At 51.9% G+C, this 18,764-nt stretch carries 12 protein-coding genes and 1 pseudogene; 11 read left to right on the plus strand and 2 right to left on the minus strand.

What is annotated here, in order from left to right; all coding sequences use genetic code 11:
• Nucleotides 1-416 precede the first annotated feature (416 nt).
• The 10 genes from lrp (at nucleotide 417) to ACLJQD_RS09030 (ending at nucleotide 16,082) form a co-directional block, all read left to right on the plus strand.
• On the plus strand, nucleotides 417-911 hold the full coding sequence (gene lrp / locus ACLJQD_RS08985) for a leucine-responsive transcriptional regulator Lrp (protein ID WP_000228469.1): 495 nt from the start codon (nucleotides 417-419) through the stop codon (nucleotides 909-911).
• Between the two features lie 134 nt (nucleotides 912-1,045).
• Nucleotides 1,046-5,113, plus strand: coding sequence for a DNA translocase FtsK (ftsK, locus tag ACLJQD_RS08990; RefSeq protein WP_023242862.1), 4,068 nt, complete (start codon nucleotides 1,046-1,048; stop codon nucleotides 5,111-5,113).
• A gap of 142 nt (nucleotides 5,114-5,255) precedes the next feature.
• On the plus strand, nucleotides 5,256-5,867 hold the full coding sequence (lolA, locus tag ACLJQD_RS08995; protein WP_001519746.1) for an outer membrane lipoprotein chaperone LolA: 612 nt from the start codon (nucleotides 5,256-5,258) through the stop codon (nucleotides 5,865-5,867).
• Between the two features lie 9 nt (nucleotides 5,868-5,876).
• Nucleotides 5,877-7,220, plus strand: coding sequence for a replication-associated recombination protein RarA (gene rarA / locus ACLJQD_RS09000; protein ID WP_000067785.1), 1,344 nt, complete (start codon nucleotides 5,877-5,879; stop codon nucleotides 7,218-7,220).
• A gap of 258 nt (nucleotides 7,221-7,478) precedes the next feature.
• The gene (gene serS / locus ACLJQD_RS09005; protein ID WP_000886697.1) at nucleotides 7,479-8,771 is read left to right on the plus strand and encodes a serine--tRNA ligase; all 1,293 of its coding nucleotides are present in this window, start codon (nucleotides 7,479-7,481) and stop codon (nucleotides 8,769-8,771) included.
• A 236-nt stretch (nucleotides 8,772-9,007) separates the two neighbouring features.
• On the plus strand, nucleotides 9,008-11,452 hold the full coding sequence (dmsA, locus tag ACLJQD_RS09010; protein WP_023210575.1) for a dimethylsulfoxide reductase subunit A: 2,445 nt from the start codon (nucleotides 9,008-9,010) through the stop codon (nucleotides 11,450-11,452).
• 10 nt (nucleotides 11,453-11,462) lie between these two features.
• Nucleotides 11,463-12,080: a dimethylsulfoxide reductase iron-sulfur subunit DmsB gene (dmsB, locus tag ACLJQD_RS09015; protein WP_000213069.1), complete on the plus strand. Its 618-nt coding sequence runs from the start codon at nucleotides 11,463-11,465 to the stop codon at nucleotides 12,078-12,080.
• A gap of 1 nt (nucleotide 12,081) precedes the next feature.
• Nucleotides 12,082-12,945, plus strand: a complete 864-nt coding sequence (locus tag ACLJQD_RS09020) for a dimethyl sulfoxide reductase anchor subunit family protein (protein WP_000534681.1) — start codon at nucleotides 12,082-12,084, stop codon at nucleotides 12,943-12,945.
• A gap of 349 nt (nucleotides 12,946-13,294) precedes the next feature.
• Entirely contained in the window at nucleotides 13,295-14,443 is a 1,149-nt protein-coding gene (locus tag ACLJQD_RS09025; protein ID WP_017440911.1) for an MFS transporter, read from the plus strand.
• A 217-nt stretch (nucleotides 14,444-14,660) separates the two neighbouring features.
• Nucleotides 14,661-16,082, plus strand: a complete 1,422-nt coding sequence (locus ACLJQD_RS09030; RefSeq protein ID WP_001134264.1) for an APC family permease — start codon at nucleotides 14,661-14,663, stop codon at nucleotides 16,080-16,082.
• 292 nt (nucleotides 16,083-16,374) lie between these two features.
• Here ACLJQD_RS09030 and pflA read toward each other — a convergent pair whose 3' ends face one another.
• Together pflA and ACLJQD_RS09040 are read right to left on the minus strand one after the other, a co-directional pair.
• A complete protein-coding gene (gene pflA / locus ACLJQD_RS09035; protein WP_017440912.1) occupies nucleotides 16,375-17,172 on the minus strand; it encodes a pyruvate formate lyase 1-activating protein in 798 nt (265 codons plus the stop codon).
• Nucleotides 17,173-17,290: 118 nt separating this feature from the next.
• Nucleotides 17,291-17,628: pseudogene (locus ACLJQD_RS09040) on the minus strand (cytoplasmic protein).
• A 131-nt stretch (nucleotides 17,629-17,759) separates the two neighbouring features.
• Between ACLJQD_RS09040 and sopD2 the strand changes: the two are divergent.
• Nucleotides 17,760-18,719 carry a type III secretion system effector SopD2 gene (sopD2, locus tag ACLJQD_RS09045; protein ID WP_017440914.1) on the plus strand — a complete coding sequence of 320 codons (960 nt, stop codon included), beginning with the start codon at nucleotides 17,760-17,762 and terminating at the stop codon, nucleotides 18,717-18,719.
• Nucleotides 18,720-18,764 lie beyond the last annotated feature (45 nt).

Below are 18,764 nucleotides of genomic sequence, written 5' to 3' on the forward strand. Positions count from 1 at the left end.
TTATCATCACAAACTTTAATTAAAATCGGTAACTTATAAGGTGACGAAATGACAGTTTACCGTCCTCTCTAATGAATAACTGGCATGTTGTACTAAAAATCGATGTTTTGCTTTGACAATCACCTGCTGTTTTGCGAAAACATTCGAGGAAGAAAAAAACTGTGTTATGTATGTGCTGCATAATCATGCATGTAAATACCATGTTTACCGGGCTAGTGAAATCTACGCATGGCGTGGACAGACGCCATTCGTGATGTCGATAGCTGCCGCGAGGCAACGGTCTTCTCACCATAGACCAGGCATTGCGCGCCGTTAATCCCTCTGGGTTTCGGTCTATTGTGATGGGCAGCGACTCTGAACAGTGATGTGAGTAGAGTCAGGCAGGAGTAGGGAAGGAATACAGAGAGACAATAATAATGGTAGATAGCAAGAAGCGCCCTGGCAAAGATCTCGACCGTATCGATCGTAACATTCTTAATGAACTGCAAAAGGATGGGCGTATTTCCAACGTCGAGCTTTCTAAACGAGTAGGACTTTCGCCGACACCTTGCCTTGAGCGTGTGCGTCGGCTGGAGCGACAGGGGTTTATCCAGGGCTATACGGCGCTGTTGAACCCGCATTATCTGGATGCGTCACTTCTGGTGTTCGTTGAGATTACCTTAAATCGCGGCGCGCCGGATGTGTTTGAACAGTTTAATGCCGCCGTGCAAAAGCTTGAAGAGATTCAGGAGTGTCATTTGGTTTCCGGCGATTTCGACTACCTGTTGAAAACCCGTGTACCGGATATGTCAGCGTATCGAAAACTATTGGGAGAGACGTTGCTGCGCTTGCCTGGTGTGAACGACACCCGAACTTACGTAGTGATGGAAGAGGTAAAACAGAGTAATCGTCTGGTTATTAAGACACGCTAACACGGAACAGGTGCAAAATCGCCGTAGTTTGATTACACTCCTGTTAATCCATACAGCAACAGTGCCGGGGCAACCCGGTGCTGTTGTCCGTTTTAGCATCGGGCGGGAAAAGCCTGGAACCTGGAGAGCCTTTTTTGAGCCAGGAATATACTGAAGACAAAGACGTCACATTGACGAAGTTAAGCAGCGGGCGCCGACTTCTGGAAGCGTTGTTGATACTTATTGCCCTTTTTGCCGTCTGGTTGATGGCGGCCTTGTTGAGCTTTAACCCTTCGGACCCCAGTTGGTCGCAAACCGCCTGGCATGAACCCATCCATAATTTAGGCGGCGCGCCGGGCGCGTGGCTGGCCGATACACTGTTCTTTATTTTTGGCGTAATGGCCTACACTATCCCTGTCATTATTGTCGGCGGGTGCTGGTTTGCGTGGCGTCATCAGTCTACGGATGATTACATCGACTATTTTGCTGTGTCGCTACGCCTTATCGGCGTGCTGGCGCTGATTCTCACTTCCTGCGGTCTGGCGGCCATTAATGCCGACGATATCTGGTATTTCGCCTCCGGCGGCGTAATTGGCAGCCTGTTAAGCACCACGCTGCAGCCGTTGTTGCATAGTAGCGGCGGAACGATAATGCTTCTCTGTATTTGGGCTGCCGGGCTGACGCTCTTTACCGGCTGGTCCTGGGTCAGTATCGCCGAAAAATTAGGCGGCTGGCTGCTTAATATACTGACCTTCGCCAGCAACCGTACCCGGCGTGATGATACGTGGGTTGACGACGAAGAGTATGATGACGAATACGATGAAGAAACCGACGGCGTGCAGCGTGAATCTCGCCGGGCGCGTATTTTGCGCGGCGCGTTGGCGCGTCGTAAGCGACTGGCTGAAAAATTCAGCAATCCACGGGGCCGTCAGACCGATGCCGCGCTCTTTTCCGGCAAACGGATGGATGATGACGAGGACATTCAGTATAGCGCGCGCGGCGTCGCTGCCGATCCCGACGACGTTCTGTTTTCGGGCAACCGTGCGACGCAGCCGGAATATGATGAATATGATCCGCTGTTAAACGGCCATTCTGTCACCGAACCGGTCGCCGCCGCTGCGGCTGCAACCGCCGTCACCCAGATGTGGGCAGCGTCCGCCGATCCCATAATGCAAACGCCGCCCATGCCGGGGGCTGAGCCGGTTGTCGCGCAACCGACCGTGGAGTGGCAGCCCGTACCGGGGCCGCAAACCGGCGAACCGGTTATCGCGCCTGCGCCGGAGGGGTATCAGCCGCATCCGCAATATGCTCAACCGCAAGAGGCGCAAAGTGCGCCGTGGCAGCAACCTGTGCCTGTCGCTTCCGCGCCGCAATATGCCGCGACGCCAGCGACCGCAGCAGAATATGACTCTCTTGCGCCGCAGGAAACACAGCCGCAATGGCAGGCGCCGGATGCCGAACAACACTGGCAGCCGGAGCCGACCCATCAGCCGACGCCGGTTTATCAGCCGGAGCCGATAGCGGCTGAACCTTCTCACATGCCGCCGCCGGCTATCGAACAGCCGGTTACCACCGAGCCTGAACCTGACACAGAAGAGACCAGACCCGCCCGTCCTCCGCTTTACTATTTTGAAGAGGTGGAAGAGAAACGCGCCCGTGAGCGCGAACAACTGGCGGCATGGTATCAACCGATTCCGGAGCCGGTAAAAGAGAACGTGCCGGTCAAACCTACGGTATCTGTCGCGCCGTCCATACCGCCAGTGGAAGCGGTAGCCGCCGCGTCGCTTGACGCAGGTATTAAGAGTGGCGCCCTGGCAGCAGGCGCCGCGGCCGCTGCGCCTGCATTTAGTCTGGCTACCGGCGGCGCGCCGCGTCCGCAGGTGAAAGAGGGGATTGGTCCACAACTGCCGCGTCCGAACCGCGTTCGCGTGCCGACCCGACGGGAACTGGCATCGTACGGTATTAAGCTGCCGTCACAGAGGATTGCAGAAGAAAAAGCCCGCGAGGCGGAGCGCAATCAGTACGAGACGGGCGCGCAGCTAACCGATGAAGAAATAGATGCAATGCATCAGGACGAGTTAGCCCGTCAGTTTGCGCAGTCGCAGCAGCATCGTTATGGTGAGACGTATCAGCATGATACGCAACAGGCAGAAGATGACGATACCGCTGCGGAAGCTGAATTAGCCCGCCAATTTGCCGCTTCGCAACAGCAGCGCTATTCCGGCGAGCAACCCGCTGGCGCGCAGCCGTTCTCACTGGACGATCTGGATTTCTCGCCAATGAAAGTATTGGTTGATGAAGGTCCGCACGAACCGCTGTTCACGCCGGGTGTCATGCCCGAATCAACGCCTGTTCAGCAACCGATAGCGCCGCAGCCGCAGCCACAGTACCAGCAACCGGTAGCGCCGCAGCCTCAGCCACAGTACCAGCAGCCGGTAGCGCCGCAACCGCAGTATCAGCAGCCGCAACAGCCGGTAGCGCCGCAGCCGCAGTATCAGCAGCCGCAGCAACCGGTAGCGCCTCAGCCGCAGTATCAGCAGCCGCAACAGCCGGTAGCGCCGCAACCGCAGTATCAGCAGCCGCAACAGCCGGTAGCGCCGCAGCCGCAGTATCAGCAGCCGCAACAGCCGGTAGCGCCGCAACCGCAGTATCAGCAGCCGCAACAGCCGACAGCGCCGCAAGACAACCTGATCCACCCGCTGTTGATGCGTAATGGCGACAGTCGTCCATTACAGCGTCCGACGACGCCGCTGCCTTCGTTAGATCTTCTGACGCCGCCGCCGAGCGAAGTTGAACCGGTAGATACCTTTGCGCTGGAACAAATGGCGCGTCTGGTTGAAGCGCGTCTGGCGGATTTCCGCATTAAAGCTGATGTGGTGAACTATTCGCCAGGCCCGGTCATTACTCGCTTTGAACTCAATCTGGCCCCGGGCGTTAAAGCGGCGCGTATCTCCAACCTTTCCCGGGATCTGGCGCGCTCATTGTCAACGGTAGCCGTACGCGTTGTGGAAGTCATTCCAGGCAAACCTTACGTAGGGTTGGAATTGCCGAACAAGAAACGGCAAACCGTTTATCTGCGCGAAGTGTTGGATAACGCCAAATTCCGCGAGAATCCGTCGCCGCTTACCGTGGTGTTAGGTAAGGATATCGCGGGCGATCCAGTAGTGGCGGATCTGGCGAAAATGCCTCACCTGCTGGTGGCCGGTACGACCGGTTCCGGTAAGTCGGTCGGGGTTAACGCCATGATCCTCAGTATGCTGTATAAAGCGCAGCCGGAAGACGTTCGCTTTATCATGATCGACCCGAAAATGTTAGAACTTTCGGTCTATGAAGGTATACCGCATCTGCTGACGGAAGTTGTTACCGACATGAAAGACGCGGCTAACGCGTTACGCTGGAGCGTCAATGAAATGGAGCGTCGCTATAAGCTGATGTCCGCGCTCGGCGTGCGTAATCTGGCTGGGTATAACGAGAAAATCGCCGAAGCGGCCCGCATGGGGCGTCCGATTCCGGACCCGTACTGGAAGCCGGGCGACAGTATGGATGTTCAGCATCCGGTTCTGGAAAAACTGCCGTATATCGTGGTACTGGTTGATGAATTTGCCGACCTGATGATGACCGTCGGTAAAAAAGTTGAAGAGCTGATCGCGCGTCTGGCGCAGAAAGCGCGCGCCGCGGGGATTCATCTGGTACTGGCGACGCAGCGTCCGTCGGTCGATGTGATTACTGGTTTAATTAAAGCCAACATTCCAACCCGTATCGCTTTTACCGTATCCAGCAAGATCGACTCCCGCACCATTCTTGATCAGGGTGGCGCTGAGTCGTTATTGGGAATGGGGGACATGCTCTATTCCGGACCAAACTCCACCATGCCGGTACGTGTCCATGGGGCGTTTGTGCGTGACCAGGAAGTCCATGCGGTGGTGCAGGACTGGAAAGCGCGCGGTCGTCCGCAATATGTGGATGGCATTACCTCCGACAGCGAAAGCGAAGGTGGCGGTGGCGGTTTTGACGGCGGCGAAGAATTAGATGCGCTATTCGATCAGGCCGTTAATTTCGTCACCCAGAAGCGTAAAGCGTCCATTTCCGGCGTTCAGCGTCAGTTCCGCATCGGCTATAACCGTGCGGCGCGTATTATCGAACAGATGGAAGCGCAGGGTATTGTCAGCGCTCAGGGGCATAACGGTAATCGTGAAGTGCTGGCTCCGCCGCCTTTTGAGTAAACTTGTAAGCCGGATGGCGCTGTGCAGGCTGCCATCCGGCAACAAAATTCAGTATTTTCTTCTTTCCTCATGCTGATTTTTGGCCTGGAATAGAAAGCAAAAGGAGCTCCTGGTCGGGAGTGTCGAAACCTGAGGAATAATGATGAAAAAAATGGCAATCGCCTGTGCATTACTTTCAAGCGTTGTAGCCAGCAGCGTATGGGCTGACGCCGCCAGCTCTCTGAAAAGCCGTCTGGATAAAGTGAGCAGCTTTCATGCCACCTTTACTCAAAAAGTCACCGATGGCAGCGGTGCCGCGGTGCAGGAGGGACAGGGTGATTTATGGGTTAAGCGGCCAAATCTATTCAACTGGCATATGACGCAACCTGACGAGAGTATTCTGGTTTCTGACGGCAAAACGTTATGGTTCTATAACCCGTTTGTAGAACAGGCTACCGCCACGTGGTTGAAAGATGCCACCGGAAATACACCGTTTATGCTGATTGCCCGCAACCAGGCCAGCGACTGGCAGCAGTATAATATTAAGCAGGATGGCGATAATTTTGTGCTGACGCCGAAAGCCAGCAACGGCAATCTGAAACAGTTCACCATCAATGTGGGACGCGACGGGACTATCCACCAGTTTAGCGCCGTAGAACAAGACGATCAGCGTAGCGCCTATCAGCTAAAATCCCAGCAAAACGGCGCTGTTGATCCGTCAAAATTTACGTTTACTCCGCCGCAAGGGGTAACGATAGACGACCAACGTAAGTAGAGGCGATGAGTGAGCAATCTGTCGCTCGATTTTTCTGATAATACGTTTCAACCGCTGGCCGCGCGAATGCGGCCGGAAAATTTAGCGCAGTATATCGGCCAGCAGCATTTGCTGGCCGCAGGTAAGCCGTTGCCTCGCGCTATTGAGGCCGGGCATCTGCACTCCATGATTTTATGGGGGCCGCCAGGGACGGGGAAAACCACGCTCGCTGAAGTGATCGCCCGCTACGCCAGCGCCGATGTCGAGCGTATTTCCGCCGTCACTTCTGGGGTAAAAGAGATTCGTGAAGCTATCGAGCGCGCCCGCCAGAATCGTAATGCCGGTCGCCGTACCATCCTGTTTGTCGATGAAGTGCATCGCTTTAACAAAAGCCAGCAGGACGCCTTTTTACCGCATATCGAAGATGGCACTATCACCTTTATCGGCGCGACCACGGAAAATCCCTCTTTTGAGCTGAACTCGGCGCTATTGTCGCGAGCGCGGGTCTATCTGCTGAAATCGTTGACCACTGACGATATTGAGCAAGTACTGGACCAGGCGATGCAGGACAAAACGCGTGGTTACGGCGATCAGGATATCGTGTTACCGGATGAGACACGGCGAGCGATTGCTGAGCTGGTCAATGGCGACGCGCGGCGCGCCTTAAATACGCTGGAAATGATGGCTGATATGGCGGAGGCGGATGACAGCGGCAAACGCGTTTTATTGCCCGCCTTGTTGACCGAGATCGCCGGCGAGCGCAGCGCGCGTTTTGATAACAAAGGCGATCGCTTCTACGATCTTATTTCCGCCTTACATAAATCAGTGCGCGGCAGCGCGCCGGATGCCGCCCTCTATTGGTATGCCCGTATCATTACCGCGGGAGGCGATCCGCTGTACGTGGCGCGTCGCTGCCTGGCGATTGCCTCGGAAGATGTGGGTAATGCCGATCCGCGCGCGATGCAGGTCGCCATTGCCGCATGGGATTGTTTCACCCGCGTTGGCCCGGCTGAAGGCGAAAGGGCGATCGCGCAGGCTATCGTTTATCTCGCCTGCGCGCCGAAGAGCAACGCCGTCTATACCGCCTTTAAGGCTGCGCTGGCCGACGCGCGCGAACGTCCTGATTATGACGTTCCTGTCCATCTGCGTAATGCGCCAACCAAACTGATGAAAGAGATGGGCTATGGCCAGGAGTACCGCTATGCCCACGATGAGCCCAATGCCTATGCTGCGGGTGAAGTGTACTTCCCGCCGGAAATCGCGCAAACGCGCTATTATCATCCGACAAATCGTGGTCTGGAAGGCAAGATTGGCGAAAAGCTCGCCTGGCTGGCTGAACAGGATCAAAATAGCCCCACAAAACGCTACCGCTAGTGTAAACGTTGCGGTAAGGTTATCTCTAAATATGATGCTCCAGGTATCATGGCGTTGATGATGAATCTCGTTATGCCTGATAGCACGTTGCTTATGAGGTCCGCGGGTATAGCGCAATGGATGCGTTGTTGCTGTCGTCGGTCTGGTAAGGCGAAAACGTCGCTATTACGTAAACGCGGTTTACGTTCATCAATACAATCAGAGGCGATCATCAATTGATCGCGTTTCCTTTTATTATTCGATAAGCACAGGATAAGCATGCTCGATCCCAATCTGCTGCGTAATGAGCCAGACGCAGTCGCTGAAAAACTGGCACGCCGGGGCTTTAAGCTGGATGTAGATAAGCTGCGCGCTCTTGAAGAGCGTCGTAAAGTTTTGCAGGTCAACACGGAAAACCTGCAGGCGGAGCGTAATTCTCGATCGAAATCCATCGGCCAGGCGAAAGCGCGCGGGGAAGATATTGAGCCTTTACGCCTGGAAGTGAATAAACTGGGCGAAGAGCTGGATGCGGCGAAAGCCGAGCTGGATACCTTGCTGGCGGAGATCCGCGATATCGCGCTGACCATCCCAAACCTGCCTGCGGATGAAGTGCCGGTAGGTAAAGATGAAAACGACAACGTTGAAGTCAGCCGCTGGGGTACCCCGCGTGAGTTTGATTTTGAAATCCGCGATCACGTCACCTTAGGGGAAATGCACTCCGGCCTCGACTTTGCCGCCGCGGTTAAGCTGACCGGCTCCCGTTTTGTGGTGATGAAAGGACAGATTGCGCGTATGCATCGCGCATTGTCGCAGTTCATGTTGGATCTGCATACGGAACAGCACGGCTATAGCGAAAACTACGTGCCGTATCTGGTTAACCACGACACGCTGTATGGCACCGGTCAACTGCCGAAATTCGCAGGCGACTTGTTCCATACCCGTCCGCTGGAAGAAGAAGCAGACAGCAGCAACTATGCTTTGATCCCGACGGCGGAGGTTCCGCTGACCAATCTGGTACGCGATGAAATCATCGACGAAGATCAGCTGCCGATTAAAATGACGGCGCATACGCCTTGTTTCCGTTCTGAAGCAGGTTCTTATGGTCGTGATACCCGTGGCCTGATTCGTATGCATCAGTTTGACAAAGTGGAAATGGTGCAGATCGTTCGCCCGGAAGATTCTATGGCTGCGTTGGAAGAGATGACCGGCCACGCGGAAAAAGTGCTCCAGCTACTGGGACTGCCGTACCGTAAAATCATTCTGTGCACTGGCGATATGGGCTTCGGCGCCTGCAAAACCTATGACCTCGAAGTCTGGGTTCCGGCGCAGAATACCTACCGCGAGATCTCTTCCTGCTCTAACGTCTGGGACTTCCAGGCGCGTCGTATGCAGGCACGCTGTCGCAGCAAGTCCGACAAAAAGACCCGTCTGGTCCATACCCTGAATGGTTCTGGTCTGGCGGTAGGTCGTACCCTGGTGGCCGTGATGGAAAACTATCAGCAGGCTGATGGCCGCATTGAAGTGCCGGAAGTATTACGTCCGTACATGAACGGACTGGAATATATCGGCTAATCCTCGCTTTCTCCTCTTCTAAAAAGCGCCTTCGGGCGCTTTTTTTATGCCAGTTTGATACCGGACAATAATCCCTACCCTATTAGGGGTAATACTGATTTCGAATGAAGGTCAGTTTTTAACACTATTTTTCTACTTTTTCGATATATATCAGACTTTATAGCGACGTTATCGCTATATAAAATTCTATACATCGTTTTATTGTTTTTTTATTGTGAGCAGCAGAGTGAGCCCTTATGAAAACTAAGATCCCTGATGCCGTGCTGGCAGCCGAGGTGAGCCGTCGTGGTTTAGTCAAAACCACCGCGATAGGCGGCCTGGCGATGGTCAGTAGCGCATTTACCCTGCCATTTACCCGCATCGCTAACGCCGCAGAGGCGATAAGCCCGGCGAAAACCGGCGAGAAAGTCGTCTGGAGCGCCTGTACGGTAAACTGTGGCAGCCGTTGTCCGCTACGTATGCATGTTGTGGATGGCGAAATCAAATATGTAGAAACGGATAATACCGGAAACGATGATTACGATGGCCTGCATCAGGTTCGCGCCTGCCTGCGCGGTCGTTCTATGCGTCGTCGCGTCTATAACCCGGATCGGCTCAAGTATCCGATGAAGCGCGTCGGCGCGCGCGGCGAAGGTAAATTTGAGCGTATTAGCTGGGACGAAGCCTACGATATCATTGCCACCAATATGCAGCGTCTTATCAAAGAGTATGGCAACGAGTCCATTTATCTGAACTATGGCACGGGAACGCTGGGCGGCACTTTGACACGTTCATGGCCGCCAGGAAAAACGCTGGTCGCTCGTCTGATGAACTGCTGCGGCGGTTATCTTAACCACTACGGTGATTACTCTTCCGCGCAAATCGCAGCGGGTCTGAACTACACCTATGGCGGCTGGGCGGATGGCAATAGTCCATCCGACATTGAAAACAGTAAGCTGGTGGTGTTGTTTGGTAATAACCCTGGCGAAACCCGCATGAGCGGGGGCGGTGTAACCTATTACCTTGAACAGGCGCGGCAGAAATCAAACGCGCGGATGATCATTATCGATCCTCGTTACACCGACACCGGCGCCGGTCGCGAAGATGAGTGGATTCCGATTCGTCCAGGTACCGATGCGGCGTTGGTCAATGGTCTGGCATATGTCTTAATCACCGAGAACATGGTCGATCAGCCGTTCCTGGATAAATATTGCGTCGGTTATGACGAAAAAACCTTGCCTGCCAGCGCGCCGAAAAACGGTCACTACAAAGCCTATATTCTGGGCCAGGGTAAAGACGGTATTGCGAAGACGCCGGAGTGGGCGGCGCAAATTACCGGTATTCCGGCAGATCGCATTATTAAGCTGGCGCGAGAAATCGGCAGCGCTAAACCCGCCTATATTTGCCAGGGGTGGGGACCACAACGTCATGCTAATGGAGAAATCGCCACGCGCGCCATCTCGATGCTGGCGATCCTGACGGGTAATGTTGGGATTAACGGCGGTAACAGCGGCGCGCGCGAAGGGTCTTATGCCCTGCCATTTGAACGTATGCCCACGTTGGAAAATCCGGTTGAAACCAGCATCTCCATGTTTATGTGGACCGATGCCATTGAACGCGGCCCGGAAATGACGGCGTTGCGTGATGGCGTGCGGGGGAAAGATAAGCTGGACGTGCCGATCAAAATGATCTGGAACTATGCGGGCAACTGTTTGATTAACCAGCACTCTGAGATTAACCGCACCCACGAAATCCTGCAGGATGACAAGAAATGCGAAATGATCGTCGTTATCGACTGTCATATGACCTCGTCGGCAAAATACGCCGATATTCTGTTGCCTGATTGCACTGCTTCTGAGCAGATGGACTTTGCGCTGGATGCCTCCTGCGGGAACATGTCTTACGTTATCTTCACTGACCAGGCGATTAAACCGCGCTTCGAGTGTAAGACGATTTATGAGATGACCAGCGAACTGGCGAAACGTCTTGGCGTGGAACAACAGTTTACCGAAGGACGGACGCAAGAAGAGTGGATGCGTCATCTGTACGAACAGTCGCGTAAATCCATTCCGAACCTGCCCACCTTTGAGGAGTTCCGTAAGCAAGGCATCTTCAAACAGCGTGACCCCGAAGGCCACCATGTCGCCTATAAAGACTTCCGCGAAGATCCGCAAGCGAATCCACTTACAACGCCATCGGGCAAGATTGAAATCTATTCACAGGCGTTGGCGGATATCGCCGCCACCTGGGAGCTGCCGGAAGGCGACGTGATCGATCCATTACCGATCTACACGCCAGGTTTTGAAAACTATAACGATCCGCTAACGGATAAATTCCCGCTGCAGTTGACGGGTTTCCACTATAAAGCGCGTGTGCATTCCACTTATGGCAACGTAGACGTACTGAAAGCCGCCTGTCGCCAGGAAATGTGGATTAACCCAATGGATGCGCAGAAACGCGGTATCAACAATGGCGATAAAGTCCGCATCTTCAACGATCGCGGCGAAGTACACATCGAGGCTAAAGTGACGCCGCGCATGATGCCGGGCGTGGTCGCCCTGGGAGAAGGCGCGTGGTATGACCCGGATGCAAAACGCGTGGATCAGGGCGGATGTATTAACGTACTGACGACCCAACGTCCTTCTCCGCTGGCGAAGGGGAACCCGTCACATACGAACCTCGTTCAGGTTGAAAAGGCGTAAGGAGTAACCGATGACAACCCAGTATGGATTTTTTATTGATTCCAGTCGTTGCACCGGTTGCAAAACCTGCGAACTGGCCTGCAAGGACTACAAAGATCTCACTCCCGACGTCAGTTTCCGGCGGATATATGAATACGCAGGCGGCGACTGGCAGGAAGATAACGGCGTCTGGCACCAGAACGTCTTTGCCTACTATCTCTCCATTTCGTGCAACCACTGCGAAGACCCGGCCTGTACCAAAGTCTGCCCGAGCGGCGCGATGCACAAGCGCGATGACGGTTTTGTGGTGGTGAACGAAGAGGTCTGTATCGGCTGCCGCTACTGCCACATGGCCTGCCCGTATGGCGCGCCGCAGTACAACGCGGCTAAAGGTCATATGACCAAGTGCGACGGCTGTTATGACCGGGTGGCGGAAGGCAAGAAACCGATTTGCGTGGAATCCTGCCCGCTGCGGGCGCTGGATTTTGGCCCGATAGACGAACTGCGTAAAAAACACGGTGAGCTGGCTGCCGTCGCGCCGCTGCCGCGCGCGCATTTCACGAAGCCGAATATTGTGATTAAACCCAACGCCAACAGCCGCCCGACCGGGGACACTACCGGTTATCTGGCCAATCCGAAGGAGGTATAAGATGGGAAGTGGATGGCATGAATGGCCGTTGATGATCTTCACGGTCTTTGGTCAGTGCGTGGCCGGTGGTTTTATTGTTCTGGCTCTGGCGCTGATGAAGGGCGACCTGCGCGCGGAAACGCAGCAGCGGGTGATCGCCTGTATGTTTGGTCTGTGGGTGCTGATGGGGATTGGCTTTATCGCCTCGATGCTGCATCTGGGCTCGCCGATGCGCGCGTTTAACTCGCTTAACCGCGTGGGTGCTTCCGCACTGAGCAATGAAATTGCCAGCGGCTCGGTGTTTTTTGCGGTCGGCGGGATTGGCTGGCTGCTGGCGGTACTGAAAAAGCTGCCGCCGGCACTGCGCACACTCTGGCTGATTATCACGATGGTACTGGGCGTCGTCTTCGTCTGGATGATGGTACGCGTCTATAACAGCATCGATACAGTACCGACCTGGTATAGCGTCTGGACGCCGCTGGGCTTCTTCCTGACGCTCTTTATGGGGGGCCCGCTACTGGGTTATCTGCTGCTGCGCATCGCGGGCGTGAACGGTTGGGCGATGCGTCTGTTACCTGCGGTTTCGGTGCTGGCGCTGGTGGTTATTGCCATTATGGTGGCCATGCAGGGCGCGGAACTGGCGACGATTCACAGTTCCATTCAGCAGGCGTCTGCTCTGGTACCGGATTATGGTTCGCTGATGGCCTGGCGTATGGTGCTGCTTGCGGCGGCGTTGTGCTGCTGGATTGTGCCACAGTTAAAAGGGTATCAACCTGCGGTACCGTTGCTCTCTGTCGCCTTCATTCTGATGCTGGCGGGGGAATTGATTGGCCGCGGCGTATTCTATGGGCTGCATATGACCGTGGGCATGGCGGTAGCCAGCTAACGCGTTGACGCGCATTCGGCCTGCAGAACGTGCAGGCCGAATACGCCTTTAGCCGCCATCAATCTAAGGAATATAACCGGGGCGGAGAAGGCGCATATAAATCCATAGAGAAGAAAACGAAGCTAAAGGAACCATGAAATTTTTCGACTGAACAAAACGCCGATTTTGCGGGTTAGATCAATAAAAACAAGGGGATGAATTTTTAGCCTTTCAATATATTCACGTGCAGAATAAGTAAATCAAATCGATAGTCTCAAAACTTGCGGATCGCCCATGCGGAGCCGATTGACAATGTTTTTGGCGATGGCATGATGCGCATGAAATTTGAACTTCCTCACGGTTTTTATTCATGTCCACCTATACCCGTCCCGTCATGCTTTTGCTGTGCGGGCTACTTTTGTTGACCCTGGCCATTGCGGTACTGAATACGCTTGTGCCGCTGTGGCTTGCTCAGGCAAACCTTCCTACCTGGCAGGTGGGGATGGTCAGCTCGTCTTATTTTACCGGCAATCTGGTCGGGACGTTATTTACCGGGTATTTAATTAAACGCATTGGGTTTAACCGTAGCTATTATCTTGCCTCGCTGATCTTCGCCGCGGGTTGTGTCGGATTGGGGGGGATGGTGGGGTTCTGGAGCTGGATGAGCTGGCGTTTTATTGCCGGTATCGGCTGCGCTATGATTTGGGTGGTTGTCGAAAGCGCGTTGATGTGCAGCGGAACCTCGCATAATCGCGGGCGCCTGCTTGCTGCCTATATGATGGTCTATTACATGGGGACCTTCCTTGGACAATTATTGGTCAGTAAAGTATCTGGTGAATTGCTGCACGTCCTTCCCTGGGTGACCGGAATGATTCTGGCGGGAATTCTGCCGCTACTCTTTACCCGAATTGTAAATCAGCAAACGCAGACACGTCATTCCTCTTCTATTAGCGCCATGCTGAAGCTACGCCAGGCGCGTCTTGGCGTGAATGGTTGTATTATTTCCGGCATTGTTCTTGGTTCATTATATGGTCTGATGCCGTTATATCTGAATCATCAGGGGATGGCTAACGCCAGCATCGGTTTCTGGATGGCGGTGCTGGTGAGCGCCGGTATTTTGGGGCAATGGCCAATGGGACGTCTGGCGGACAAATTTGGTCGCTTGCTGGTGTTACGCGTACAGGTATTCGTTGTCATACTCGGTAGTATTGCCATGTTAACCCAGGCGGCGATGGCGCCAGCTCTGTTTATTCTGGGGGCGGCGGGTTTTACGCTTTATCCCGTTGCAATGGCCTGGGCCTGTGAAAAAGTCGAACACCACCAGCTTGTGGCAATGAACCAGGCGCTGTTGTTAAGTTATACGGTAGGGAGCCTGTTGGGGCCGTCTTTTGCTGCGATGTTAATGCAGAATTATTCAGATAATCTGCTGTTTATTATGATCGCCAGCGTATCGTTTATTTATCTGCTGATGCTGTTACGTAACGCCGGCCAGACGCCTAATCCTGTCGCCCACATCTGACTGTTCTCTGAATCGTATGCAGGACGTGAGTCTTGCATACTCTTTGTTTATGTTTTACGTAAAATAATTGACCTGCATAATTTTCTTGCTTTACTGAAAAATAAAATGTGCCGAAGGTTATAATTTTGCGCTCCTCTATTTTCTCTCTTCGTCTTTACCGCGCATAATCCCCCGCTTCATTTATAGTAATAGCATTGTGTTCACGAAGGATCGCGTTATGCCGAATGTGCAGGAAAAACAGTTGCGATGGTACAACATCGCCCTGATGTCGTTTATTACCGTTTGGGGATTCGGCAATGTTGTCAATAACTATGCTAACCAGGGGTTAGTGGTTGTCTTCTCCTGGGTGTTTATTTTTGCGCTCTATTTTATTCCTTATGCCTTAATCGTGGGGCAACTGGGCTCAACCTTCAAAGAGGGAAAAGGGGGCGTCAGTACCTGGATTAAGCATACGATGGGGCCGGGGTTGGCTTACCTTGCGGCATGGACCTATTGGGTCGTGCATATTCCCTACCTGGCGCAAAAGCCGCAGGCGATACTCATTGCATTGGGATGGGCTTTAAAAGGCGACGGCTCGTTGATAAAAGAATATACCGTCGTTGCCTTGCAGGGGCTGACGCTGGCATTGTTTGTTTTCTTTATGTGGGTTGCTTCCAGGGGGATGAAATCGCTAAAGGTTGTTGGGTCTGTGGCCGGAATTGCCATGTTTATCATGTCAATTTTATATGTTGTGATGGCAGTGACCGCGCCGGCAATTACAAACGTTGAAATTGCGACCACTAACATCACCTGGCAGTCATTTATTCCTCATATCGATTTTACCTATATCACCACCATCTCTATGTTGGTCTTTGCGGTTGGTGGGGCAGAGAAGATCTCGCCTTATGTCAACCAGACGCGGAATCCAGGAAAAGAATTTCCGAAGGGGATGCTCTTTTTAGCCGTCATGGTTGCGGTCTGCGCTATCCTCGGTTCGTTGGCGATGGGAATGATGTTTGATTCCCGGCATATACCTGACGATTTAATGACCAATGGGCAATATTATGCATTCCAGAAATTGGGTGAGTATTACCATATGGGTAATTCATTAATGGTGATTTATGCCATTGCCAATACTCTGGGACAAATCGCCGCGCTGGTGTTTTCTATTGATGCGCCACTGAAAGTCTTACTGGGTGATGCAGACAGTAAATATATCCCGCAGCGCTTATGTCGTACTAACGCTTCAGGTACGCCAGTTAATGGTTATTTACTGACATTAGTGTTGGTCGCTATCTTGATTATGTTGCCAACGCTTGGCATCGGCGATATGAACAACCTGTACAAATGGCTGCTTAATCTCAACTCAGTCGTTATGCCGCTGCGCTATCTGTGGGTATTCGTCGCCTTTATTGCCGTCATTCGACTGGCGCAAAAGTACAAACCCGAATATGTGTTTATTCGCAACCGGGCGTTGGCGTTAACTGTGGGGATATGGTGTTTTGCCTTCACCGCGTTTGCCTGCCTTACCGGTATTTTCCCCAAAATGGAGGCGTTCACGCCGGAGTGGACATTCCAGCTGACGTTGAACATCGTGACGCCTTTTGTCCTGGTCGGGTTGGGATTAATTTTCCCACTGCTGGCGCGTAGAAACACATAACGACGTTCTTTTCCACGGCGCTCCTGCCAGGCGAGCGCCTTTTAAGATTACAGGTGCCTGGGTTCCAGGCGGAGACCACGGTATTAACAGGCGCCGGGGGCAGCAATAGTTGTCAGACCTTCAACCCAGCAGCAGATAAGCGACTCTGTATTTAATACCTGGTAAGCGCAATATTGTTAACCAGGCCTGTCTGATGGCGGGGTCGGGTATTTTAGCGGTAAGAGCGTTATCCAGACAGCAAAACGGCTACCGCCATGGGTAGCCGTTTAAAAGCGGGTAAGATAGCAGGCGATTAATACATCACTTTATGACCATACTGCTCAAGAATATCCTTTACACGCTCCATGGTCTCTTTTTTAGGCGGCTTCACGCCATCCAGTTTATATTCTTCGCCCATTGCCACCCATTTATGTTTGCCCAGCTCATGATAGGGCAACAGTTCGATTTTTTCGACATTACCCATATCGCGGGTAAACTCGCCCAGGCGATGCGCGGAATCATCGTCGTCAGACCAGCCGGGAACGACAACGTAACGGATCCAGACCTTCACATTTTTCTTTGATAAATACTGCGCGAATTCCAGCGTCCGGTGATTAGAGACACCGACCAGATTCTGGTGGATCTCATCATTCATCTGCTTGAGATCGAGCATCACCAGATCGGTAACGTCCAACAGTTCATCAATCACCGGGTCATAACGGCGCACAAAGCCGTTGGTGTCGAGACAGGTGTGGATACCTTCTTTTTTACAGGCGCGAAACCAGTCGCGTACAAATTCTGCCTGCAAAATGGCCTCGCCGCCGGATGCCGTCACGCCGCCGCCAGAAGCATTCATAAAATGCCGATAGGTCACGACCTCTTTCATTAAGTCTTCAACGGTGATTTCTTTACCGCCATGCGTATCCCATGTGTCGCGGTTATGGCAATACAGGCAGCGCATCAGGCAGCCCTGGAAAAAGGTAATAAAGCGGATGCCTGGGCCATCAACGGTGCCACAGGATTCAAAGGAGTGAATGCGACCAATAACCGGCTTTTTATCAGCAGTTACTGCAACACTTTCATTTGTAATACAATCGGTTAAGTTACTCATATCGCTTCGGCTAGCTCTAAATAACATGGGGTTTATGGACACATTCCGGGCATGTTGGGCACCCTGGTAAGGGGGTTGCATCCTGTAAAAAAGCGGTACTGCGAGCGTAAATTTTGGACTACAGAATGTGTGGCTGTTCCAGAATGTGCTGCAATGGAGCTATTTTACCTCTATTCAGTATAAAATATACGGCAAATCTATGCTGCATAGCTTGCACCGCCAGAAATTCTGGCTCATTCATCAGCCCGGTACCTCTGTTTAACGCCCGAACCGCAATACATACTGTAAGTGTATCATTCATAGCGCCCTGGTTTTGCTGTTTATGATCCGCCTCTTTTTTCAAATGATTGGCGCCGTTTTGTTGTGGTCAGAACGAAAATAATTCTCAACATAATTCAGATGTGTCCAAAGAACGTTATGCGCTGTCCAGCGCCTGGCGTCGCATTCAACGCGCAATCAGGTGTAAATCTGATGTTATTTCTAAACCCGGACTGATTCAATCTCTTAAATAGAGTGTGGTTTTAATCAAAAAAATGAGAGCAACGGATTGGATTTTGCTTTCGTGGTAAATAATCAAGGGAGTTATTATGCCAGTTACGTTAAGTTTTGGTAATCATCATCACTATGACATTAATCGTTCGCGGCTAGTCCGTTTGATGAATCCTGATAAAGAAGAAGCGCTATACATGGGGGTATGGGATAGATTTAAGGACTGCTTCAGAACACACAAAAAAAAAGAAGTGCTGGAGGTATTATATATACTCATCCATGGATGTGAACGTGAAAATCAAGCTGAACTTAATGTTGATACAGTCGGCATGGAGAAGATACATGCCTTTGCACAATTAAAACAATATGCTGATCCATCCCAACAAGACCGCTTTATTATGCGTTTTGATATGAATCAGACACAAGTTTTATTTGAATTTGATGGCAGGGTTATTGATAAATGTAATTTGCATCGTATCCTCAACGTTTCAGAAAACTGTATTTTTAAAGTGATGGAAGAAGATGAAGAAGAGTTGTTTCTTAAAATATGTATTAAGTATGGAGAAAAAATTTCTCGCTATCCAGAATTATTAAAAAACTTTGCTTTTAAACTTAGACAGGCAGTTAATGAAGATGATGAAATTAAGGATGAAGTTTATAAGCTTATGCGCTCTGGAGAAGATCGAAAAATGGCATGTGTTGAATGGAATGGTACGCTTACTGATAGTGAGATGGATAAACTACGCTGTCTTCAAATGGGGTCTTTTGAGATTTCTACCCAATTTTTTAAAATGGGTTACTGGGAATTAGAGGGGGAAGTTCTGTTTGATATGTTTCATCCAACACTTATCTATCTGCTACAAGGATATACACCGTCATTGTCATGTGATTTTACAGAAGCTAACACCATGCTGTTATCTGATGCATTAAATAAGGATGATGATGATTATCGGAATAATAAAAGGGAAATTGATTCTATTCTGGAAAAAATATATAGATCACATAATAACACTTTATTTATAAGTAAAAATTCTGGTTGTCGAAATATGCTTTTATAAAAATTAAAAAGGCCCCACTGATATGGAGCCTTTTTTGTACGCTTT

The organism is Salmonella sp. SAL04214 (genome assembly GCF_046550615.1).
Lineage (GTDB): Bacteria > Pseudomonadota > Gammaproteobacteria > Enterobacterales > Enterobacteriaceae > Salmonella > Salmonella enterica.